The organism is Microbacterium sp. 20-116, from assembly GCF_041079415.1.
In the GTDB taxonomy this organism is placed as follows: Bacteria; Actinomycetota; Actinomycetes; order Actinomycetales; family Microbacteriaceae; genus Microbacterium.
The window spans coordinates 18,753-42,263 of record NZ_JBFYGP010000012.1 but is presented as its reverse complement, the minus strand read 5'-3'; the positions used below and the strand labels follow the sequence as shown (position 1 = coordinate 42,263).

At 68.7% G+C, this 23,511-nt stretch carries 13 protein-coding genes; all 13 read right to left on the bottom strand.

Translation table 11 applies throughout. The features are described from left to right. Positions 1 to 8 precede the first annotated feature (8 nt). Positions 9 to 2,072, bottom strand: coding sequence for a TIM-barrel domain-containing protein (locus tag AB6V29_RS15930; RefSeq protein WP_369359854.1), 2,064 nt, complete (start codon positions 2,070 to 2,072; stop codon positions 9 to 11). Continuing rightward, on the bottom strand, positions 2,069 to 3,817 hold the full coding sequence (locus AB6V29_RS15925) for an amylo-alpha-1,6-glucosidase (protein ID WP_369359852.1): 1,749 nt from the start codon (positions 3,815 to 3,817) through the stop codon (positions 2,069 to 2,071). Before AB6V29_RS15925 ends, AB6V29_RS15930 begins: the two co-directional genes overlap by 4 nt. Positions 3,818 to 3,834: 17 nt before the next feature. Further along, complete coding sequence (locus tag AB6V29_RS15920) at positions 3,835 to 4,650, bottom strand: carbohydrate ABC transporter permease (RefSeq protein ID WP_210076926.1); 816 nt, start codon at positions 4,648 to 4,650, stop codon at positions 3,835 to 3,837. Then, positions 4,650 to 5,624 (bottom strand): carbohydrate ABC transporter permease, encoded by a 975-nt coding sequence (locus AB6V29_RS15915; RefSeq protein WP_369359849.1) that lies wholly within the window; start codon positions 5,622 to 5,624, stop codon positions 4,650 to 4,652. The genes AB6V29_RS15920 and AB6V29_RS15915 overlap by 1 nt, the downstream gene beginning before the upstream one ends. Positions 5,625 to 5,652: 28 nt before the next feature. Next, positions 5,653 to 6,894 carry an extracellular solute-binding protein gene (locus AB6V29_RS15910; protein ID WP_267788242.1) on the bottom strand — a complete coding sequence of 414 codons (1,242 nt, stop codon included), beginning with the start codon at positions 6,892 to 6,894 and terminating at the stop codon, positions 5,653 to 5,655. 100 nt (positions 6,895 to 6,994) lie between these two features. Continuing rightward, positions 6,995 to 7,996: a LacI family DNA-binding transcriptional regulator gene (locus AB6V29_RS15905; RefSeq protein ID WP_369359847.1), complete on the bottom strand. Its 1,002-nt coding sequence runs from the start codon at positions 7,994 to 7,996 to the stop codon at positions 6,995 to 6,997. A gap of 184 nt (positions 7,997 to 8,180) precedes the next feature. Further along, the gene (locus tag AB6V29_RS15900) at positions 8,181 to 12,338 is read right to left on the bottom strand and encodes a LamG-like jellyroll fold domain-containing protein (RefSeq protein ID WP_369359845.1); all 4,158 of its coding nucleotides are present in this window, start codon (positions 12,336 to 12,338) and stop codon (positions 8,181 to 8,183) included. A 238-nt stretch (positions 12,339 to 12,576) separates the two neighbouring features. Continuing rightward, positions 12,577 to 16,893: a family 43 glycosylhydrolase gene (locus AB6V29_RS15895; RefSeq protein ID WP_369359843.1), complete on the bottom strand. Its 4,317-nt coding sequence runs from the start codon at positions 16,891 to 16,893 to the stop codon at positions 12,577 to 12,579. Positions 16,894 to 17,109: 216 nt separating this feature from the next. After that, a complete protein-coding gene (locus tag AB6V29_RS15890; RefSeq protein ID WP_369359841.1) occupies positions 17,110 to 18,147 on the bottom strand; it encodes a LacI family DNA-binding transcriptional regulator in 1,038 nt (345 codons plus the stop codon). After that, complete coding sequence (locus AB6V29_RS15885) at positions 18,140 to 19,675, bottom strand: sugar ABC transporter ATP-binding protein (protein WP_267788249.1); 1,536 nt, start codon at positions 19,673 to 19,675, stop codon at positions 18,140 to 18,142. Before AB6V29_RS15885 ends, AB6V29_RS15890 begins: the two co-directional genes overlap by 8 nt. 77 nt (positions 19,676 to 19,752) lie before the next feature. Further along, positions 19,753 to 20,772, bottom strand: a complete 1,020-nt coding sequence (locus AB6V29_RS15880) for a sugar ABC transporter permease YjfF (RefSeq protein ID WP_210076919.1) — start codon at positions 20,770 to 20,772, stop codon at positions 19,753 to 19,755. Beyond that, entirely contained in the window at positions 20,772 to 21,815 is a 1,044-nt protein-coding gene (locus AB6V29_RS15875; protein ID WP_267788251.1) for an ABC transporter permease, read from the bottom strand. The genes AB6V29_RS15880 and AB6V29_RS15875 overlap by 1 nt, the downstream gene beginning before the upstream one ends. Beyond that, positions 21,812 to 23,422, bottom strand: a complete 1,611-nt coding sequence (locus AB6V29_RS15870; RefSeq protein WP_307313361.1) for a sugar ABC transporter ATP-binding protein — start codon at positions 23,420 to 23,422, stop codon at positions 21,812 to 21,814. The genes AB6V29_RS15875 and AB6V29_RS15870 overlap by 4 nt, the downstream gene beginning before the upstream one ends. Positions 23,423 to 23,511: the final 89 nt, after the last annotated feature.

Sequence of the window (23,511 nt, the reverse complement as noted above, 5' to 3'; positions counted from 1 at the left end):
CTTGTCGTTCACCGTCCCGACGACGGAATCAGAGCGCGACGCACGGCCTCGAAGATCTCGGGGTGCGCTTCGTCGCGGACGAACAGCGGGACGCGGTCGGCAGGAGCTTCGACCTCGACCTCTCCCCCGCCGAGGTGCACGGCGCCGGTCCACAGGTCGGTCCAGCCTGCGCCCTCGGGCAGCAGGACGCGGCGGGTGCGCGCGCCGGCCTCGAGAACGGGGGCCACGAGCAGGTCGGAGCCGAGCAGGTACTGGTCCTTCACGGTCCACGAGCGCTCGTCGGCGGGGAACTCGTGGAACAGCCCGCGCAGCACGGGCTGCCCGTCCCGGTGCGCATCGCGCATCACCTCTCGCAGGTACGGTCGCAACGCCTCCCGCGCGAACAGGTACCGCTCCAGGATCGGCGTGACCTGGTCGCCGAAGCTCCAGACCTCGTTCGGTCCGCCGCTCGGGGACCGCCGCGAGCCGTCGGCGGCGTGCACCGGGGTCGTCGGCAGGCGGTCGCCGTGCAGGCGCATCACCGGGCTGAACGCGCCGAATTGGAACCAGCGCACCAAGAGCTCGCGGAACCCCTCGTCGTCGGGATCGCCGTGGTGGAAGCCGCCGATGTCGGTGGTGAACCACGGGATACCCGCCACCCCCATGTGGATCCCGGCGGTGATCTGCGCCCGCAACGCAGCGAAGGTCGAGGCGATGTCGCCCGACCAGACCAGGGCGCCGTAGCGCTGAGACCCCGCCCAGGCGGCGCGCAGGAGGTTCACGACCTCGGTCTCGCCGTCTGCCCACTGTCCCTCGGCGAAAGCGCGAGCGTAGTGCTGGGGGTAGAGGTTTCCCACCTGCGGCACCGGACCGGCGTGATACCGGTAGTTGTCGTAGTCGTAGAGACCGAACTCGGGCTCCGCTTCGTCGAGCCAGAAGGTGCGGATGCCGTGGCGCGCATAGTTGTCGCGGCATTTCTGCCACACGAAGTCGCGGGCGCGGGGGTTGGTGGCGTCGAGGAACGCGCTCGGCCCCTCGAACGACATCTGCACGTCGAGCCCGCGCTCGGCGCGCACGAGCAGGTTCTCTTTCTTCATGAGCGCGTAGTTCTCGCTCTCGAGCGACACCTGCGGCCACACCGAGACCATGAGTTCGACGCCGAGCTCGTCGAGCTCGCGCACCATCGCCGCCGGATCCGGCCAGAACTCCTGCTCGAAGCGGAAGTCCCCCATCCTCGGCCAGTGGAAGAAGTCCGCGACGATGACGTCGAGGGGAAGACCGCGGCGCGTGTGCTCGCGCGCCACCGACAGCAGCTCCTCCTGCGAGGAGTACCGGAGCTTGCACTGCCAGAACCCCAGCCCGCGCTCCGGCATCATCGGCGCGTGCCCCGTGGCATCCGCGTAGGCCCGGGCGATCTCGCGCGGAGTCTGGCCGGCGGTCACCCAGTAGTCGAGCTGCTCGGTCGACTCGGCCTCCCACCGGGTGCCGTTGGTCGCGAACGTCGCGCGCCCGATCGCGGGGTTGTGCCACAGGAAGCCGTAGCCACGACTCGACATGACGAACGGCACGCTCGACTGCGAGTTGCGGTGGGCGAGCTCGAGGGAGCTGCCCTTCAAATCCAGCACGTCCTGCTGGTACTGCCCCATGCCGTACAGGTGCTCGTCCGCGGCGGTGTCGAACGACGCCGTGAGCCTGACGTCGCCTCCCGCGATGGGGCGATGCTCGCGCGCGACGAGCGCCAACGAGCCTCCCGCATCCCTCTCGGCGAAGAGCAGGCGCCCCGAGGCGTCGAAGAAGGCGAGGTGGCAGAAGTTGCGGTGGTATCCGGTCTGCAGCTGGATGCCGCTGCGCGAGGTCGCGACCACGCGCAGCCGCCCGTTGCTCAGCGTCGCCCGTTCCCCCTCGATCTCGATCGTCGCGGATACGGGATCGGCGGCCAGGAGCGCCCAGTCGTTATCGAGCACGTCGTGCATGAGACGCGCGCGCACGCGCACGCTGTCTCGCCCCCACGGCTCGACCACCACGGTCTCGCCATCGCCCCGCCACACGAGGCGGTCGCCCTCGATGGAGAAGTGCTCGGTGACGGTGCTCACGCCCGCGCCTCGATACCCTCGGCCTCCTCGGCTCGGCGCCGCTCCACGTGATCGTGGGCGAAGACGAGGTACACGCTCGCGGTCCAGGTGTAGGCCCGATCGCGCAGCCCCTCACCGGTGAGGGCGTCGAAGTTCTCGGCGAACCCGGACCGCTCGCACAGGGCCCGGAACCTCTCGCTGATCGTGTCGGCGAGGCCGATCCGGCCCCCGCGGCGGAGCCCCTCCTCGATCAGCATCGTCGAGGGGGCCCAGATGGGGCCCCTCCAGTAGCCGTCGCTCTCGTACTCCGCGGTGTCGACGAGCTGGGTCGCCGGCCCCCATTCGGTGAGATGCGCCTCGATTCCGGCGGCCAGGGCGTCGACGACGTCGCCCGGAAGACGCGGGGAGGCCAGCACGGGCAGCAGGGTGAGCAGGCTGGTGCGCTTGCTGCGGGTTCGGCTCAGCGCGCCGACGGCGAAGAAGCCGTCCTCGTCGCGCAGCTCGGTCAGCAGCGCCCGCTCGACCCGGTCGCGCTCGTCGCGCCAGTGCGCGCCCTCGTCGAGCCCGAGCTCGTCGGCGAGATCTGCCACGACGTCGAGCTGGACTGCGAGAAAAGCGGCGAGGTCGGGCGCCTCGACGACACGGTCGTGGTCGAAGGCGGTGGAGTTGTCCCAGCCGCTGTCGTTGCCGTGCTGGTAATAGGGCAGCGAGCGACCCGGGGCCGTCCGGGAGTCCAGCCAGAACCGCGACCAGCGCGCGAGCCGCGCGTACACCGCTTCGAGCTCCGCCCGGTCGAGGGGACGGGGCAGCCGCTCACGGAGGCGCGTCAGCGCCCACCCGTGGATCGGGGGCTTGACGAAGTTGTAGAGCACCTCGGAGTGGGTGATCGAGTCGGGCAGGGCACCCGCGGCATCCTGGTGGTCGAACGGGGCGTGGAACTGGTCGAGGGCGAGCTCCGGCGCACCGGGCGCGAGGGCCAGGGCGTTGAAGGTGTGGTCCCAGCTCCAGACCTTGTCCATCCAGTGCTTCGACATGAGCACCGACTCGCGAGTGACGAAGCCGGCGGGGACGACGGTCGCCGACCACAGCACGTAGGCGGCGAGCGCCGCGGCGGGTGTGTCCTCGCTCCGCCAGCCCGCCACTGCCTCGAGATACTCCTCGAACTCCTCGACGACCCGCCGCTGCACCTCGGCGAAGGTCTCGAGAGAGGTGAACACCGGGGCCGCGCTCTCGATCTGCTCGATCGCGACCTCCCAACCGGCCACGCCGCCCACGGTGATCGAGCGGGCGTTCTGCCCGAGGGCTTCCTCCCCCTCTGCCGCCGCGGTCCCCGACAGCACGGTCACCCGGTAGCGCCTCCCCGTCTCGTACGAGGTGAAGACCCACGATCGGTCGCGGGGCTCTCGGAAGAAGTACGAGCCGCTGAAGGGGGTGAGCTCCTCTGCCGCGTCCGCCAGGACGAGGTCGACCCCCGTACCCGCCAGCCGCACCACGTCGTTCGACTCGAACACCGCCGAGGCCACGACCTCGCCCTCGACCAGCCACGACAGAGCCGAGGGGTCTGCCACGGTCTCGGCATCCACGAAGGAACCGTCCCGGCTCAGCGTCAGACGCAGCACCGCGTGCATGCCGGTGAGGTGGGAGACCAGATGGATGTCGCGCACGCGGCGGTGCAGCCCGATCACGGGAGACAGGTTCATCCACGAACCGCGACGGCTGAAGGGGATTTCGCGCACGTCGAACGACGGCAGAGAAGAGAGGGACACGAGAGGCCTTTCAGGGGTCAGTCTTTGACCGCGCCGGCGGTCACACCGGCCGCCACGTAGCGCTGGGCGAGGATCAGCAGGACGGCGGCGGGAATGGATGCCACGACGGCGGTCGCCATGATGGCGTTCCACTCCTGGTTGTTGTTGCCGATGTACCGGTAGATGCCGATCGTGATCGGCTGGAGCTTGCCGCCGCTGTTCAGCGTCGAGGCGAAGATGAAGTCGGACCACGACCACAGGAACGCGAACAGCGAGACCGTGACGATCGAGTTGCGGCTGACCGGGAGGACGATCGACCGGAACGTGCGCCAGGTGCCCGCCCCGTCGATGCGGGCGGCGGCGAGGAGCTCATCGGGGATACCCCGCATGAAGGCGGTGAAGATCAGCACCCCGAAGGGCACCGCCAGGGTGGAGTCGGCGAGGATCAGCCCGGGCACCGTGTTGAGGATCCCGGCATTGAGGTAGATGCCGTAGAACCCCATCGCCATGATGATCCCGGGGATCATCTGCGCGATGAGCAACGCGAAGCTGAGCACGTTGCCTCCCCGGGGACGGAGCTTGGCCAGGGCGTAGGCCGCCGGTGCCGACAGCACCAGCGTCAGCACCACGGTGCCGACACCGATCACGAAGCTGGTGCCGAGGTAGGGCAACTGGTCGGAGAGCACCCTCTGGTATCCCTCGAAGGTAGGGGCGAGGGGGAACAGATCCGGCGGCGACTTGCGCATATCGCCCTGGGGGGTGAGCGAGACGTTGATCATCCAGTAGATCGGGAACAGCATGATCCCGGTCAGGATCACACCCACGAGGGTGATCCACCACGGTCGACGCTTCATCAGACCTCCAGACGGCGCTGGGCGCGGATGTAGATCAGCCCGAAGACCAGGGCGATCACGATGAGAAGGTTGCCGACGGCCGCCGCGGGGCTGAGGTCGGGCAGGGCCGACCCGAAGCCGAGCCGGTACGACCAGATCGCGAAGGTGGTGGAGCTCGAGCCCGGGCCCCCTCGCGTCATGATCCAGATGATGTCGAACACCTTGAGCGTGTATACCAGCCCCAGCAGGATCGTGATCGCCGAGACGGGGCGCAGCAGCGGGAAGGTGATGCGCCAGAACTTCTGCCACGCGTTCGCCCCGTCGATGGATGCCGCTTCGTAGATGTCGGTCGAGATGTTCTGCAGGCCGCTGTAGAGGATGACGAGGTTGAACGGCACCCCGATCCAGATGTTCGCGATCAGCACGGACACCAGTGCCCACTGCGGGGAGGTGAGCCAGTTCACCGGATCGATGCCCACCGCGCCGAGCGCGGCATTGACCACTCCGGAGTCCGAGTTGAGCATCCACGACCACGCGGAGGCCGAGACCAGCAGCGGCAGCAGCCACGGCACGAGGAACAGCGCGCGCAGCGTGGCCGACAGCGGGAAACGTTGGAAGAAGAACACGGCCAGCGCCATGCCGATCGTGTACTGGAACGCGATGGAGACGAGCGTGAAGGTGGCCGTGTTCGCCAGCGCGGGCCAGAACGTGGCGTCTTGGAAGACGGCGACGTAGTTGGCGAACCAGACGAAGGGGGCGTTGCCGTCGATGAACGAGCGGACGGTGTAGTCGCGCAGGCTCAGGTCGAGGTTGCGATAGAGCGGATAGGCGTAGAAGACGACCAGATAGATGACGACGGGGGCGAGGAACGCCCACGCCGTCCACTGGCCCCGGCGCCGCGGGCGGCCGCCGGGGGCGGGGAGGACGGCGGACCGCGCCGCCGCCCTCCCGGCGTCGCCGGTGCCCGTCGAGGCAGTGATCTGCGTCGCGGTCATGTCGGCGTACCCCTTTCGATGGATGGGATTACTTGGACGAGGCGGCCTGCTGGGCGGCCTTCAGGGCGTCCTGCGGCGACTGCGCGCCGGTGAGGGAGTTCTGCACCGCGGTCCAGAGCTGCTCGGAGATGATCGGGTACTTCACACCGAGGTTGTCTCCGGTGCGGGCCTTGGCCGCGCCGACGGCTTCGACCCAGGGCTCGAGCGAGGGGTCCTTCGCCAGCTGCTCCTTCTGCGCCTCGGGCGTGGCCGCGATGTAGTTGAGCGTGTTGTCGGTGCCGACCACGTTCGCCGTGCTGGTGAGGCACTCGACGATCTTGGCCGAGGTGGCGTAACGAGCCGAGTCCTTCTGGACAGGCAGGGTGAGGAACTCACCGCCGGTGGGAGCGGGGGCTGCGCCGCCCTTGGCCGACGGGATCGGGATGACCTGGTAACCGGCCTTCGCCGCTCCCGCCTTCTGCCAGGTGCCGTTCTCGGCGAAGCCGAAGTCGCCGGTCTCGAATTCCTGCCAGCTGGTGGTCTGGGTGTTGTTGATGACCGAGTTCGGCGCCCAGCCCTTCTTGACCCAGTCGGTCCACAGCTGCACGGCGGAGACCGCTTGCGAGGAGTCGAGCTGCGTCAGGTCCGCACCCGCACCCCAGAACCACGGCAGGAACTGAAAACTGCCCTCTTCCGTGCCGATACCCGAGAAGGTGATGCCCTTCTTGCCGGATGCCACGACCTTCTCGATCGCGCTGTTGAGGCTCGACCAATCCTTGATGGAGGAGGGATCGACGCCGGCGGCGCTGAGGACGGTGGGGTTGTAGTACAGGGCGAGGGTGTTCGCCCCGATCGGGACGCCGTACGTCTTCCCGTCGATGGCCGACGCACCGAGGATGTTCTCGGCGACGTCGCCGACCTGCAGTCCGTTCTCGTCGGTTGCGGTGACGATGCCCGCCTCGACCAGCGTCGAGACCGCGGGGTTGTCGATGAGGAGGATGTCCGGAGAGTCGCCCTGCTGGCCGGCGAGAAGCGCCTTGCTGGTCAGATCGCTCGTGTCGAAGCCGGTGCGCTCGACGGTGACTCCGGCGTCGGCCGCGCACTTGTCGATGACCTTGGCCCAGTCCGAGGTGGCGTCGTACTGCGGGTACGGGTCCCAGAAGGTGTAGCTGCCGCCGGAGTCTCCGGATCCGCCGGAGCCTCCGCTGGAGCAACCGGCCAGGACACCGACGGCGACGGCGCCGATGGCGAGCGCTCCGAGAGCGCGGGTACGGGTGATTGTCGTGCTCACTTGCGATTTCCTCTCTGAAATGTGACTACGTTGTCGTTCAAGCGACGCGTTGAACCGGTTCGACGAGGGACCGACGGAACGGGGCGCGTCTTCCGCCCCGTCAGGCGGTGCTCCCCCGGTCGGTCAGCTCGGGCTCGATGAACCCGACGACGGGGGGCCCGTAGTCGGGGTCGGCGATGCGCCGGACCAGGTGCTGGACCGCCTTGCGTCCCAGACCGTCGGGGGAGGTCTCGACTGCCGTGTACGGCAGCAGGAAGGTGCGCCCGAAGTCTCTCGAGTAGAGGCTGACGACGGACAGGTCTCGGGGAACCACGGTGCCGCGCTCGCGCAGCACCCCGGGGAGCGCGGCGATCGAGGCATCGTTGTGCACGATGAGCGCCGTGGCGTCGGTTCGGGTGTCGAGGATCGCGTTGAGACTGCGCTCGATCGCGGGCTGCTGCGACTCGCCGTAGTGGGCATGGATACGGATCCCGTAGCGCGCGGCCCGCTCGAGGGCGGCATCGCGGAACCGCCATGCGTAGGCGCCACCGCGCTCGAAGACGTGCCGCGGGGGCGAGACGAGCACGATGTCGTGATGGCCGAGCCCGTAGAGGTGATCGACGGTGAGGCGCGCGGCCTCGCCGAAGTCGAGGTCGAAGACGTCGAGCCCCTCCGTGTCGCGCGGCAGACCGACGAGCGCGCCGGGCTGGCGCGCCTGGCGGAGCGCGTCGAGGCGAGGATCGTCGTGCGTGATGTCGAGGAGCACGACGCCGTCGACCATGTTCGACGACGTGATGCGACGGATCGCCCCCGGACCGTCGCCATCGGTGACCATGAGGATGTCGTATCCGAGCTCGCGCGCCGCATCGGACACCGCCAAGATGTACTGCAGCATGGCCGGCGGGAACTCGTCCTCGTGGAATTGCAGTAGCAGCCCGAGGACCATGGTCTGCGAGGTGGCGAGAGCTCGCGCCCCCGCGTTCACGGTGAAGCCGAGCTCGGAGATGGCGGCATCGATGCGCTCCCGCGTCTCGCGCGAGATGGGACGGTTGCCCGAGAGCGCGTACGAGACCGTGCTGCGTGAGACGCCCGCAGCTTTGGCCACGTCACCGATGGTGGTCATCTCTGCACCCCCTTCATCATCGAACCGGTTCGACTAGTGTAGCGCCGTAATCGGACCACAGCAAACAGTTTTGCAGTCGAACGCGGGGTATTTCACCCGCCTTCAGGTCACCGCCGCGGGTGCCCGCGCACGACGCGAGGACGCCCCGGGGCTCGGGTCCCCGGGGCGTCCTGCGATCGAGCCGTCAGCTGCTCGCACGTTCCCTTCGGCGGGCGATGAGCGCGGCACCCGCGGCGAGAGCCGCAGCCCCGACGAGCAGACCGCCGAAGCCGGCGAAGGTGGAGCCCGTCATGGCGAGCGATCCGGAGGCCGAGACGCCGGCGCCCGAGGGCGCCGCTCCCCCCGACGACGCCCCGCCACCGGTCCCACCGGAGCCGGTACCACCCGTTCCGCCCCCGCCCGAGCCGCCGGCGCTCGCGGCGGTCACCGCGAGAGACGTGGTCGCCGAGCGCTGCGAGATCGCCCCCGTCGCGATGAGCCGGTGGTCGCCGACGGGCGCCGATACGGGCACCGTCAAGGTCGCCGACACGGCACCCGCGGCATCCGCCGACGCCTCACCGAGCACGATCGGGTCGGAGTGCAGGACGAACTCGACCTTCTCTCCCGGGGTGAAGCCCGTGCCCGACGCGGTCACCGTCGCTCCCTGAGCGACCGAGGAGGCCCCCGCCGAGAGGGTCGGGGCCGAAGACGTATCGGGGTGGAGGGCCGTGAACGTCATCCGATCGAGGTTCGGCGCCCACTGGGAGCGCAGCCCCAGGGTCGGGTACCGCTCGGAGATGTAGGTGACGCCGTTGAAGTCCGGCTGCTCCTCCGATGCGAAGCGGATCGAGTTCTCCCCGGCCTGCAACTGCACCTCGACCGTCAGATCCCAGAACTGGTTGGCGTTGTAGCTCTGCGGGAACAGCACCTTCTGCACCGGGCCGCCGTTGACGGTGATGTCGGCGCGACGGGCCACGGGATCGGGGTTGTAGTGCGAGGACGGCGACTGCTCCTCGTTCGAGTAGCGCAGGGTCATCGCGTAGGTCCCCGCCTGGGCGCCCGTCACCTTCTGGGTGAGGCTGTTGCCGCTGCCGGGGGCGCCGCCGATGCCGACGACCGCCTTGCCGCCGTTTGCGAGCGAGAGGTCCTGAACCTTCGCCGAGCCCGCGAGGGTTCCGGCCTCCGCCTCGATGGTCTGCGAGGCCAGCTCGTTCTTCGAGGCCCGCACCGCCACGCGGTCCAGGGCGAGGGTCCCGGACGACCCGACGACCTCCACCTTGTTGATACCGCCGACGAGGAAGGCCGGGATCACCGCGGTGTCGGACACCGTACCGAGGTCCACACCGTTGACGCGCAGGGTCGCGGTGCCGCCTCCGAGGGTCTTCACCTCGAGGGACTTCTCGGAGTCGTCGGCGTTGTAGACCCAGAACGTGACCGATTCGCCGCTCGCGACGGGCACGTACCCCGATCCCGAGACGCCCGCCTTGTCGTACGCGGCCGCGGCGCCGTGCAGGACGGCGTTCTCGGCCTCGTAGATGGGCGTGTACCCGGGGTTGGGCTGGGTCAGGTCGATCTTGTCGATGATCGCCGTACCGACGGTCTGCTTGGTCCCGTCGAGACTCTTCGCCGCGATGGTGATGGTGTTCTTGCCTGCCTGCAGGTCGACCGTCGTGTCACTGTGATTCCAGACGACCCACTTGTATCCGAGCTCCGCGTAGATCTCCTGTTCGGCGCCGCCGTTCACGGTCACGAACATGTTCACCGGCCCCTGCGCGAGGTTGAGCTGGTCCTTGTTGTACGCGCTGGCGAGAACACTGAGGTCGTAGGAGCCGGCGGCGGGCACGTCGACGTCGAAGGAGATCTGCAGGTTCGATCCGCCGCGGATCCCCCCGACGTCCTTCGTCCCCGAGGTGTAGAAGCCGCCCACGTTGCTCGGCGTGCCTTCGGGACCGTTGATCTCGGGGGTTGCTCCGCTGAAGCGGGCGTCCTCCGCCTCGTAGACGCCGCGCCACGACACCGGCGACTGCGCCGGGCTCGAGGCGTTCTGGCCCGGGGTGACGATGATCTCGTACGCCGAGTCGGTGCCCAGCTGCGGAAGGCCGCCCTGACCGAATCCGAGGCCGAGCGAGCCGTTCGTCACGGGGGCGTCGAACTCGGCGACCGTCTGCGGCTCGCCCGAGTCGCCGATCTGACCGGTCCAGCGGATGTCGCGCACCTGGACGTGAGCGGTCCCCGACAGGTAGTCGGGCAGACGGTCGAAGTAGACGTTCTGATCGCCGGAGCTGCCGCCGAGGAGGGCATGCACCTTCTTGTCGGCGTCGTCCACGGTGGCCACCCCCTGCAGCGTGTAGCTCTCTCCGGGACGCGGCGGGTGCACGGTGACCGTGTCGCCGGTCATGTTGCCGTAGGCGTTGAGCAACCACCACTGGCCGTTGCCGCGGTTGGACTGGACGGCCGAGTCGCTGAGATTGCCGTCGATGTTCCAGTAGGCGATGTCCGCGTCGATCTTGGAGTCCTCGATCGCGGAGATCCACTGGATCATCTGCGCGGGAACCGACGTGTGGTAGTTGAACGCGTACTCGTTGACGTTGATCGGCAGGTGCTGACCGGCCCACTTCGTGCCGGCGAACAGCTCGTCTTCCCATCCGCGGTACTTCGCGACGGAGTCGCGGATCGTGGCGGGGTTGCTCAGCTCGTGCCAGGTGAACGCCTGCGGAACCGTGTCGTTGGCGATCGCGTGCTGCAGGAACCCGTAGTCCTGGTCGAACAGCACACTCGTGTTCGGCCCACCGATGCGCGCGTCGGGCATCTTGCTCTTGATGAGCCGATAGGCGCGATCCCACGCGCTGAAGAAGCGGTCGGGGTTGTCGAGCCAGCTCTGGCCCCAGAACGACTGAGCCCCGTTGCCGTACATATTGCCCTCGGGCTCGTTGAAGGGCACGAAGACGATGCGCTTGCGGTACTGCTCGGGCAGTTGCAGCACCTGGTCGACCTGCGCGCCGATCGAATCGAGGTACCAGGCCTCCTTCGCTGCGCCGTCGTCGCCGGGCACCTCGTACGGGAAGCCGCGGTTGATGTCGGTCATGTAGATGTAGACGTCACCGTTGGAGGAGTCGGCGAGCGGCTTGACCACCTCGAGCGCGTCGGCGCCGGGGTGCTGGGGGCCGTCCTGGGCCTTGGTGGAGACGGTGCGCAGCTGAATGCCGTCGATGAGGTTGTTCGAGGGCAGACCGGGACCGTACAGGCCGTAGAGCGTTCCCGACGCGCCGCCCATGAATGCGCCGGTGCGATCCCCGACGTCGATCGAGAACTCGTCGGGCGTCGTGACCCGGACGGTGGCCGTGACCGCGGTGTCGGTCCCGTCCACCGTACCGGTGACGACGAAGACGCCACGCTGAGCGTAGGAGGATGCCGGAACCTCGGGCCAGGTGACGGGAGCGAGCCGCTGCTGACCGTCGTCGAACTCGGCCTTCACCCCGGGGAGGTCGGGGGCCTTACCCACGTCGGTCTGCACGTCGACGCTCGTCTGCAGCACCTTGGTGGGCTTCGGTGCCGCGGTGCTGGCGAGCGCGCGCACCTGGGCCGCCGAGAGAGCGGTGTCGTAGACCTGGAAGTCGTCGATCGCCCCGGCGAAGAAGGGGTGGACCCCGGTCCAGAAGGGCTGACCGATGAAGCCCGAGTCGGGCGAAGACGCGCCGAAGAGAGCGGTCGACACATCGGCTCCGACCCGGGTGCGGCTGACCTCGAGGCCGTCGAGGTAGTACACCAGCGCCTCGGAGTCGATGGTCGTGGTCACCAGGTGCCACTCGCCGGACGGCAGGGCCGTCGATCCGGAAGCTCCCACCTCGCCCTGAGCAGTGGGTTTGATGCTCGAGCGCGCCTTGTCGTCGCCCTGGAAGCGAGGGGTGTAGAAGGCGGCGTTGTCCTTGTCTTTGCCGAGCGTGTACAGCCACTGGAAGGCGTCACCGCCATCCCACTTGACCCACGTCGAGATCGTGGTCGAGGTGAGCCCCTGGAACAGTCCCGAGGGCACCGTGATGAACGGCGCCGTGCTCGATCCGGCTGCGCCGCCGGAGAGATGCAGAGCCTTGCCTCCCGCCGGACCGTCGACCAGCTGCGCCGAGCCCGGGTTGGTCAGCACGCCGTCGCGTCCCTTGCCCGATTCGTCCTTCACGGTCGAGGAGACGGCGGTCTCTGCGTCGAAGTCGTAGTCGAGGATGACATGGCTGCCGGAATCGGCGGCGGGTGCCGCCTGAGCGACCTGGGGGTGGGCGGGGGAACCGATGGCAAGGGCGGCGACGGCCAGCCCTGCCGTGACGGTCGCGATGGGCGCGCGTACGGCACGCCGTCGAGTCGGCCTCATGGAAACTCTTCTCTCGTCGTCGAGGGGATCACCGTTTCATCTGTCGAACCGGTTCGACACAAACGGTAGATCGGTATCGCCACACGGTCAAGAGGGGATTCGCCGCTGTCGTAGCCGTCGCCCGCGACGGGTGCTCTCGGACCGCACTCCCGCACGCGCCGCCCGGCGTCAGCGAAACACGAGAAGGGGCCCGGATGCCGCGGCATCCGGACCCCTTCTCGTCGCCCCTCTCGGGTGCTTACGACACCGTGCGCCGCGGTCGACGCATTGCCCAGACCGACGCTCCCCCGACCAGGAGGAAGACCGCGAGCAGCGATGCGCCCAACGGACCCTGCGCGCCGGTCGCGGCGAGCTGACCCCGCGGGACGACCGTGATCGGCACTCGCTGGATCACCGAGCCGTCCGCCGCGAACACCACGATCGAGTGCGCGCCCGCCTCGAGGTCCGCGGGGATGCGAACGTCGAAGCTGACCCGGCCCGCCGCATCGGCGACGGGGATCCCGGCGATGCGGATCGGCGTGCTGCGCAGCTCGGCGGTGATCTGCTCGCCGGCTCCGAGGCCCGTGACCGTGACCCGTACCGTGCCACCGCGCTCGACCGTCGACGCCGATACCGAGACCGAGGGGGCCGCCGGAGCTGTCGTCGGTGAGGCGGTCGGCTGGGCCGTGGGCGTACCGGTCGGAGGCGGCGTGGGAGACGGGCTCGCCGTGGGCGGGCCGCTCGGCGACGGGCTCGGCTCGGGGTTCGACTCGGTGGGGACCTCGCGCGCAGCAACGCTGGTCAGCGTCGGCTTCACGGTCTGGAACAGCCCATCGGCACCGATCGGGACCCGGTCGATCGTCGTCTCGCGGTTGGTTCCGCCCCCTCCGGGGATCGCGAAGCGGTGGTACGCGATGTACCACTCGTCGGTTCCCGGCACGTTGATGATCGAGCTGTGCGCAGGTCCGAGGATCCCCTGCGAGGGGTCCTTCTGCAGCAGGATGCCGCGGTAGGTCCACGGTCCGTCGATGCTCGTCGACGTGGCGTAGCCGACGCGGTAGTCGGGCGACCCGGTGTCGTCGATCGAGTACGTCAGGTGGTACGTGCCGTCCCGGAAGTTCATGAAGAGCCCCTCGCGGAAGTCGGGCAGGCCGCTGATCGGCTTGATCGTTCCCGCCTTGATGCTCTTCATGTCGTCGGACAGCTCTCCGTAGACCGGCCGGCCGTTGCCCCAGAACAGGTAGAACTTGCCCGTCTGGGGGTCCTTGAACGCCGCGGGGTCGATCGCCTGACCGCTATTGACGCTCTCGGCGTTAGTGATCATCGGCCGCGACTCCGCGGTGAACGGCCCCTCGGGGCTGTCTGCCACGGCGACGCCGATCTCCTTGCGGTTGTCGGTGGGCTCGTGACCGCTGAAGTAGAAGTAGTACTTCCCGCCCTTCTCGATGATCGTCGGAGCCCACGCGTTGCCGGTGGCCCACGGGACGTTGCCCGCGGCGCCGTCGAGGGTCAGGAACGGCTTGTCCGAACGCGTCCAGTCCACGAGGTTCTTGGACTTCCAGACGTAGAAGGTGTTGCCGCCCCAGCCAGGGGTACCGTCGGTCGTCGCGTAGATGTAGTACGTGTCACCGAACACCGCGATGTTCGGATCGGCGTACAGCCCCGGCAGGACCGGGCTCTTCATCTCGACAGCCGTCAGCGTCCACGCCGTGTCGGCCTGGCCGGACGTCTTGAGCGTGACCGTCACCGGCGAGCTGAGGTTGCGCAGCGTCCCCGACGCCGGGGTCGCGGTCGTTCCCGTCGCGGTGGCGAAGGTCGGGCGCAGCGTGGTCAGGTCGGTGCCGGGCTTGACCGGGAACGTCACCGTCCGGGTGTCGGCGTCGACCATCGGCGCGACCTTCAGCACGCTGGAGTCTTGAAGGCTCACCGCCCCGAGGATCGATCCGTTGCCCGACTGCGCGACGATCTCGTCGGCCGACAGCGCGCGGTTGTAGAGCGCGAACTCGCGCACCTGGCCGCGGAGCAGGTTGTCGGCGTTGTAGACCGACTTCCCGATGTAGTTGGCGAGGGTACGACCGCCGCCGATATCGCCGGGGCGCACCGTGACGTTGGTGTTCTCGGCGACCTGCTGGCCGTCGAGGTAGAGACGTGCCGTCGAGCCGCTGAGAGTGTAGGTCACGTTCACCCACCGGTCGCGCGGCAGAGCCGACGCCGATTGCGCGTTCTGCTCCCGCGACCAGTTGCCCGTCGTGAGCGCTCCGCGGAGCTGGTTGTCGCCCGTCGCGAACAGATAACCGTTGCCGGTGCCGTCCTGAGCGGTGTTGCCGAACGCGTACAGGAAGTACGGGTTCTTCTGCGCCGCGTCGACGCGCATCTCCGCCTGGACCGTGATGTCGGTCGTCCCCGCCAGCACGTTGTCGGGGAGATCGACGTAGTCGTCTGTCCCGTCGAAGGTGAGGGCGGCGTCATCCCAGACGGCATTGCCCTTGATCTGCGCATCGCGCCCCGCACCGGAGCGGTCGTGCAGGGTCGAGCCGGAGCCGTCGGTGAAGTCGTAGCGCAGGAGCTCGCCCTTCTCGTTGGCCGCGAGCGGCTGCGGAAGGTTCGCACGGAGCGCCGTGAGCTCGGCCTGGGTGACGGGCATGACGGTGCCGTGCCGCGGGCTGCCGGGCAGACGGTACGACGCCGGGACCTGCCAGTCCGGGTTGGCGATGTCGGTGGTCGCGAGCGGGATGTAGCCGCGTCCGCCGTACTCGTCGACGAACAGGTAGTACTTGTCGCCGTTGACGTCGCCGGGGTTCGACTTGAAGATGCTCGGCCCCTCGACGGCGCCGGTACCCGCGTTCTTGCCGATGCACGAGGTGACGGGCTTCCACTGGTCGAGCGGTGCCGTCAGCACCGACGAGCTCTCCTGGATGATGTCGCTGCAGCCGGTGGTGCCCGCGCCCTCATCCTTCGTGAAGCGCTGGTAGACCCCGTCGGCCTTGATGACGGTGGAGTCGATCCGCGACATACCGCCCTGCCAGACCTTGGTGTCGCTGAAGGTGACGAAGTCGCGGGTGGTGGCGTACAGCATGCTGTTGGCGACGTTCGAGGTGTGGTTCGGGTCGCTCTCGGGGTAGAGCTTCGACGCCCAGAAGACGACGTACTCACCCAGCGATTCATCCCAGTACGCCTCGGGCGCCCACGTATTCCCCGCCGTGTCCGGCGAGACCTTGACGTGGCGCTGGGGGCTCCAGGTGATGAGGTCGTGCGACTCCCACACCTCGAGGTACTTCGACCCCGTGCGCTGCGCGCGATCCCAGTTTCCGTCGCGGCCGATCGAGAGGTCGGTGGCGATCAGGTAGAACGTGTCGCCCTCCGGAGAGCGGATGAGGAACGGATCGCGCAGGCCCTTCTCGCCGAACGTCGAGGTGAGCGTCGGCTGCCCGTTGTTGAGCTCGGTCCAGGACAGGGCGTTGTTTCCGTTGCTGGCGGCGAAGTAGATGTTCTCGCCCGCGACGGAGTTGCCCGTGAAGTACGCGAACGTGTACCCCTCGAACGGCCCGATCTGCGCCGCCTTACGGACGGTCGCGGAGAAGTCGCGCGTCTGGGTGACGGCGTTCTTCGTGACGGATGCCGTGAGCGTCACGGTCGTGTCGGCCGCGGGGCGCGTGACGACGCCGTCGGCGGTGACGATCTTCGCATCCGAGGTCGTCCAGGTGACCGGCAGCCCCTGCGACGACCCGGGGAGGGTGAGGTTGCCGCGGACGTCGTCGACGTTCGTCACCGTCAGTGCGCTGAGCGCAGACTGCACCGCCGTGCTGTCCTCGGGCGTCTTCACGAGGGCTTTGACCTCGGTGGCGGAGAGGGCGCGGTCGTAGATACGGAAGTCGCGGAGGCTTCCGGCCAGGCGCTTGTCGGGGGTGTAGGTGGAGCGACCGAGGTAGTTCGCGGTCGTGGCACCGCCGCCGATCATGCTCGGGAGCGTGGTGGTGTTGGTGTTCTCGGCGATCTGCACGCCGTCGATGTACATACGCGACGTCTTCGACCCCGCATCGAGCGTGTACGTCAGCGTCTTCCAGACGCCGCGCTCGAGGGCATCGGTACTCTCGGCCTTCTGCTCGGTCTCCCAGTTACCCAGGGCGATTCCCGTGCGCGCCGGGTTGCCCGTGGCGAAGAGGTAGCCGTTGCCGTACCACTCCTTGGTATTGCCGAGGCCCCAGATGAAGTAGTTGCCGCTCTGCTCGGGCCGCACGATGACGTCGGTGCTGACCGTGATCGAATCGAGCCCCTCGAGGATGCCATCGGGCAGCTTGATGTCATCGTCGTCGCCGTCGAGACGGACGCCGTCGGCGCCCGTGAGCGTCGGCCCGCCCTCGAAGGCGGCGTCGCGTCCGTTGCCGGATGCGTCGTGGGCGACGGTGCCGGTGGTCTCGTCGAGGGGGTATGCCACCACGAGGCTCTCGTCGGCGGCGACCGCGCCGGCCATGGCGGGGACGGTGAGGGGTGCCGCGACCAGGGCGGCGATGACCGGGACGGCGAGCGTCCAACGGGAACGGCGGCGCGGGGTCGCCAATCGATCGTGAGGGGTCACGGGGGGTCCTCTCGGGGTGCGTCATTGCAGGAACCGTCGTCTTCGACGGCCCTTCGCATGTTAGCGCTCACACCACGCGATGACCAGCATGGTTACGTCAACAGCCTCACCCGCCGGCCGTGGGAGCGATGTCACGGCCTCGCGTTTCGCGGCCGAGACCTCCCTCTCGCCCATCGATCTCTCGAGCATCCGCGCCCGCGGGACGCGTCGGCGCGATCAGCGCGAGCGACGCGAGCCGGCGGGACGCACGGTCGGCGCCGAGTCGCGCACGATGAGTCGCGTGGGAAGGGGGGTGCTCTCGCTCACGGTGTCGGGGTCTTCGACGGCCAGCAGCACCTTCTGCATGAGGATCTCTCCGAGGGCCGCGAAGTCCTGCCGCACCGTCGTCAGGGACGGGTAGAGGAACGCCGCCTCCGGGACATCGTCGATGCCGACGACACCGACGTCCTCCGGCACGCGCAGCCCACGCTCGCGCAGAGCCGAGAGCACGCCGATCGCCATGTGGTCGTTGGCGACGAAGATGCCCTCGCCCGGGGCGATGTCGGCCTCGCCGGCGATGCGGTAACCGCTCTCGGCCGACCAGTCCCCGTGCACGAGGTCCATCGACTCGCTGCGCGAGGACGCGAGCTCTTCGCGCCACCCGCGGATGCGCTCGACGGCGTCGGGGTTTCGAGCGGGGCCGGCGATGTGGCGGATCGGTCCGTAGCCCGCCTCGCGCAGGTGTCGTACCGCGCTCCGGGCCGCTCGGTACTGGTCGATGGCGACCAGGCGCGGGTGCGGCCGACTCGTCGTCGCCGACGCCACGACCGGGATGTCGAGGTCGAGGGCCTGCACGGATGCCAGCACCTCGGTGTCCACGACGATGAGCACGATGGCATCCACTCGCTGCTTCAAGAGCCCGTCGATGGCCGCTCTCACCGCCACGGCGTCGCCCTGCGGGGAGCTGATGGCGTCGACGTTGTACCGCGCGGCGCGGGCCGCGAAGTTGAAGTTCATCGCGATCGACGAGGGGCCGTAGTCGACGCTGCCCGGGGTGACGAGGCCGATGGTGCGGGTCCGGCGCGTGACGAGGGCCCGGGCGGCCGGCGACGGGCTGTACCGCAGCTGCGCGATGGCCTGCTCGACTCGCGCGCGCGTGGCCGGGCGCACGTTCGGCATGTTGTTCAGGACGCGCGAGACCGTCTGATGCGAGACGCCCGCCAGGCGGGCCACATCGAAGATGTTCGCCGTACGCGCCGCTTTGTCGTCAGCCATGGACCGCCTCACCGGGACTCTCGTGCCCCGCCACGAGAGCCAGGAGGGCATCGGGGGTGAGATCGACGGCGGGGACGATCTGCGCGAGGACTCCGTCTCGCATGACCGCCACCAAGTGCGCCACGCGCAGCACCTCGTCGAGCTCGGCCGAGATGTAGATGATCGAGAGCCCGTTGTCGGACAGCTCACCGACGAGCCGCTGGATCTCCGCCTTGGCGCCCACGTCGATGCCCCGCGTGGGCTCGTCCAGGACGATCACGCGGGGTGAGAGAGCGAGCAGGCGCGCGAGAAGCACTTTCTGCTGGTTGCCGCCCGACAGCGTCGAGACCGGGCGATCGATGTCGGCGGGGCGGATGTGCAGAGCCTCGACCCAGCTGGTGGCCAGTTCGCGACGCCGCGCCGTGCTCATTCTCCGCAGCACTCCGCGCTGAGCCTGCAGCGCGAGGCTGATGTTGTCGAGGACGCTCAGGTCGCCGATGACGCCCTCGGTGCGACGGTTCTCGGACGAATAGGCGATCCGGCGACTCATGGCCTCACGCGGCGAACGGAATCGCGCCGACACACCATCGACGAGCACCTCGCCCGATCCCGGCTGGTCCACGCCGGTCAGCGCCCGGGCCAGCTCGCTTCGGCCGGAACCGAGAAGACCCGCGACCCCGATCACCTCCCCCTCGGCGAGATCGAGATCGGCCTCGCGCAGTCGGGAGCCGGCACTCAGGCCGCGCGCGCTGACGACAGCGGGACCCTCGCTGTCATCGACGGTGCGCTGGCCGAGGGGCGCGAGAACGTCCGCGGCGGCACCGAGCATCTTCTCCACGAGATCGATGCGCAACAGCTCCCTCGTGGCGTACTCACCGACGAGGTGGCCCCCACGCAGGACCGTGACGCGGTCGCAGATCTCGTATACCTGGTCGAGGAAGTGCGAGACGAACACGACCGCGATGCCGGTGTCCTTCAGCTCGCGGATGACCCGGAAGAGCTCGGCGACCTCGTCGGCGTCGAGGCTCGAGGTCGGCTCGTCGAGGACGAGCACCTTGACGTCGACCGAGACCGCGCGAGCGATGGCGACGAGTTGCTGGATCGCCAGCGGATGCGAAGACAGGATCGAGGCCGGATCCACCTCGACACCCAGAGACGCCAGGGCGGATGTGGCCCGACGACGCATCGCGGCGTGGTCGATCATGCCCCACTTGCGGGGCTCGCGGCCGAGGGAGATGTTCTCGGCCACCGTGAGATTGGGGAGGAGATCGATCTCCTGGTAGACCGTCGAGATGCCGGCCGCCTGCGCCTCGGCGGGGGACGACAGTCGCACGGGCGCGCCCTCGATGAGGATCTGGCCGCTGTCGAGGCGGAGGGCTCCGGTGATCGCCTTGATCAGCGTCGACTTGCCGGCACCGTTCTCGCCCATGAGCGAGTGGACCTCGCCGGCCTGCAGCCGGAAGTCGACGCCCGAGAGCGCCGACTCGACGCCGAAACGCACCGACGCCCCGCGCACCTCGAGAAGGGGCGGGGCGACGGCGGCGGGCATGGGGTCAATCATGCCCGCGTCGGGGCGAGAGCGCTAACACCGAGGCGGAGCGTGTTCCGCGCCGCCCCGGCCGGAAGTCAACGACTCAGGGCGGAGCGCGACACGATCACGCGCTGCACGACCACGAACAGCAGCAGCAGGGCGCCCACGGTGATGCGCGTCCAGGACTGTTCTGCTCCCGAGAAAGAGATGATCGTGCGGATCAGCCCGTAGACGAAGACGCCGATCATCGAGCCGAGGACGAACCCGCTGCCTCCGGTCAGCAGCGTGCCGCCGATGACCACCGCGGCGATGGTGTCCAGCTCGGTGCCCACGCCGTTCAGGGGGTAGCCGGCGCCCGAGTACGCGGTCAGGACGATACCGGCCAGGCCCGCGCACACACCGCTGATGACGTAGACCGACAGCTTGGCACGGACGACGGGAAGGCCCATCAGGCGAGCCGACTGCTCGTTGCCGCCCACCGCGTAGACCGTGCGTCCGAAACGCGTGTAGCGCAGGACGAACGCGGCGAGCGCGACGGTCAGCAGCGCGATGATGCCGGTCGGGGTGATGTACCAGCCCGCGAACGAGAAGCGCGTCGACTGCAGCCACAGCAGCCCTTCGTTGTCGACCTTGATCGATTCGAGGCTGACGACGAAGGCCAGGCCGCGAGCGAGGAACATCCCGATCAGCGACGCGATGAAGGGCTGCACGTCGAAGAACTGCACCAGCACGCCGATCAGCAGGCCGATCGCCGCGCCGATGAGCACCATCGCGGGGATGGCGACCGCGACCGGGACGCCGTCGCCGAGCATCTTCGCGCACAGGATGCCGGTGAACGCCATCACGGCTCCCACCGACAGATCGATGCCGCCGGTGAGGATGACGAACGTCATGCCCACCGCGAGCACGAGCAGGTAGGCGTTGTCGAGCAGGATCGACGACATGATGCGGTTCAGCTGGAAGTTCGGGAAGTACCACATGGCCCCGGCGATCATCACGACGAGGATGACTACCGCGGCGAAGACGGGCACCCACGAGATGTGACGGCTGAGGAAGCGACGGTACGAGACCGCGGGCGACGACGTCGAGCGTCGTTCTTCGGTGAGAGTGGCCATCAGGACAGCACCTTTGCGTCAGGACGTCGGGTGATCGGACGGAGCGCGCTGCGCCCGGCCGTGTGGAAGTAGGCACGGAAGCGCTTCGACTGCAGCAGCACCACGATGAGTACCGCCGCGGCCATGAACACGGGGCTGACCGCGGGCGGAACACCGAGGAAGGTGATGGTGCTCTTCAGCGTCTGGATGGTGAAGACGCCCACGACGGTGCCGGCGAGGCTGAACTTTCCCCCGGCGAGCGAGGTACCGCCCAGAACGACCGCGAGGATGGCATCCAGTTCGATGTAGAGACCGGCGGCGTTGGCGTCGGCGGCCATGATGTTCGAGCTGTAGAGGATGCCCGCGATGCCCGCGAGGGCGCCGCTGGCGATGTAGGCCCCCCAGATGATGCCGCGCGAGCGGACACCCGCCAGGCGGCTGGCCTCGGGGTTGATGCCGACCGCCTCGGTCAGCATGCCGAGGGCCGTTCGCCGTTCGAGGATGCCGACGACGATCACCGCGAAGATCGCGACGAAGAACGCGAAGGGGAGGCCGAAAACGTACCCGCCGGCGATGAACTTGTAGGGATCGCTGTTGATCGTGGTGATGAAGCCGCCCGTGATGAGCAGGGCGACCCCGCGTCCGGCGAGCATGAGCACCAGCGTCGCGATGATCGGCTGGATGCCGAGCACCGAGACGAGGAAGCCGTTCCAGACACCGAGGATCAGGGCGACGCCGACCGCCGCGGCGATCGCGGTGAAGACCACCCCGAGGTTGCCGGGGTCGGGCGAGGCCTCGATGACGGTGAGCGCGACGGCCCCCGAGACGGCCATGATCGCGCCGACCGAGAGGTCGATGCCGCGAGTGGCGATGACCAGGGTCATCCCGAGGGCGACGAGCATGAGGGGCGCGCTGTTGCGCAGGATGTCGATCAGCGACCCGTAGAACTGACCGTTCTGCACCGTGATGCTCAGGAAGGACGGCCGCGAGATCGTGTTGATGGCGATGAGCGCGAGCAGAGCCGCGATCGGCCACACGAGGCGGTGGGTGAGGAATTTCTTCATGCGATCTTCTCCCGATCGGACGACGGTGTCTCGGGTGCGGCGTGCGGCGTTTCGGCGGTCGCCGACTCGGATTGCCCCTCGGCGATGTAGGCCACGAGGGCGTCGAGGTCGACGTCGCGGGTGGCCAGTTCGCCGATCTTACGACGGTCGCGCAACACGGCCACGCGCTGCGCGAGGCGCAGGACCTCTTCGAGTTCGGACGAGATGAAGATGACCGCGAGGCCCTTCTCGGCGAGCTCGGCGACCTTGCGTTGGATATCGGCCTTCGCACCGACGTCGATGCCGCGGGTGGGTTCGTCGAGGATGAGCAATTCGGGGGCGGTGGCGAGCCATCGTGCCAGCAGCACCTTCTGCTGGTTGCCGCCCGAGAGGTTTCGGATGAGGGCGTTGGGATCGGCCGGGCGCACGCCGAGGGCGGTGATGTACTCCTCGACGACCGCCTGCTTCTCGGCCGCGCTGATCTTGCGCAACGCTCCCCGGCGGGCCTGGATGCCGAGCACGATGTTCTCGGCGACGGTCAGGTCGCCGACGATGCCCTCGGCACGGCGGTCCTCGGACGAGAACGCGATGCCGCGGTCGAGAGCGTGACGGGGCGACCCGGTGCGCGCGCCCGAGCCGGACACCTGCACGGTGCCGTCGTCGGGCCGATCGGCGCCGGCGATCAGGCGGGCGAGTTCGGTGCGGCCGGAGCCCAGGAGCCCGGCCAGCCCCACGACCTCGCCCGGGTAGACGTCGAGGTCGACCGGCTCGAGGGCGTTCTTGCGCCCGAGCGACAGAGTGCGCAGCACCGGGGTTCCGGTGCGGTCGATCGGTCTCTCGGCACTGGCGGAGATCGCATCGAGCTCACCGAGCTCGCGGCCGATCATCTTCGCGACGAGCTGCTCGCGGCCGAGTTCGGCGACGGGGTACTCCCCCACCAGGGTGCCGTTGCGCAGCACCGTGAGACGGTCGGAGATCTCGTAGATCTGGTCGAGGAAGTGCGAGACGAAGAGGATGGCCACGCCGCGGTCGCGCAGATCCCGGATGACGCCGAACAGCTGCTCGACCTCACCGCGGTCGAGGCTCGAGGTGGGCTCGTCGAGTACGAGGACCTTGGTGTCGACGACCATGGCGCGGCTGATCGCGACAAGCTGCTGCACGGCGATCGAGTGGCTGGCCAGGATCGATCGGGTATCGATGTGCACGCCCAGCTCGGCGAGGTAGGTGGCGGCCGCGGCGTGCGTGGCCTTCCAGTCGACCATGCCGGCGCGACGGATCTCGTTGCCGAGCATGACGTTCTCACCGACGGTGAGGTTCTGGCAGAGGTTGACCTCTTGATAGACGGTGGCGATGCCCGCGGCCTGGGCGTCGGCGGTGGCGCGGAACTGACGCTCGGTCCCGCCGACGCGGATGACGCCTTCGTCGATCCCGTACACGCCGGTCAGGGCCTTGATGAGGGTGGACTTTCCGGCGCCGTTCTCTCCCATGAGGGAGTGCACTTCGCCGGCGTAGAGGGTGAAGTCCACGCCGTCGAGCGCCTTCACCCCGGGGAACTGGATGCTGATGCCGCGCATCGCGACCACGGCTGCCCGTTCGGCTGTCTGCACGGCGACCCGTTCGATTGTCATTGTCGATCGCTTTCTCGGATCGGGAGCGTGCGGGGCCGGTGGATACCGACCCCGCACGCCGGGGAGGATGTTCCGTCGATGCCGGGGTG

What these genes read in the sequence shown, in the direction of transcription:
- AB6V29_RS15920 (WP_210076926.1), bottom strand. Translation starts at nt 4,650, where the DNA reads ATGAAGCGTCGACCGTGGTGGATCACCCTCGTGGGTGTGATCCTGACC.
- AB6V29_RS15915 (WP_369359849.1), bottom strand. Translation starts at nt 5,624, where the DNA reads ATGACCGCGACGCAGATCACTGCCTCGACGGGCACCGGCGACGCCGGG.
- AB6V29_RS15905 (WP_369359847.1), bottom strand. Translation starts at nt 7,996, where the DNA reads ATGACCACCATCGGTGACGTGGCCAAAGCTGCGGGCGTCTCACGCAGC.
- AB6V29_RS15900 (WP_369359845.1), bottom strand. Translation starts at nt 12,338, where the DNA reads ATGAGGCCGACTCGACGGCGTGCCGTACGCGCGCCCATCGCGACCGTC.
- AB6V29_RS15890 (WP_369359841.1), bottom strand. Translation starts at nt 18,147, where the DNA reads ATGGCTGACGACAAAGCGGCGCGTACGGCGAACATCTTCGATGTGGCC.
- AB6V29_RS15885 (WP_267788249.1), bottom strand. Translation starts at nt 19,675, where the DNA reads ATGCCCGCCGCCGTCGCCCCGCCCCTTCTCGAGGTGCGCGGGGCGTCG.
- AB6V29_RS15880 (WP_210076919.1), bottom strand. Translation starts at nt 20,772, where the DNA reads ATGGCCACTCTCACCGAAGAACGACGCTCGACGTCGTCGCCCGCGGTC.
- AB6V29_RS15875 (WP_267788251.1), bottom strand. Translation starts at nt 21,815, where the DNA reads ATGAAGAAATTCCTCACCCACCGCCTCGTGTGGCCGATCGCGGCTCTG.
- AB6V29_RS15870 (WP_307313361.1), bottom strand. Translation starts at nt 23,422, where the DNA reads ATGACAATCGAACGGGTCGCCGTGCAGACAGCCGAACGGGCAGCCGTG.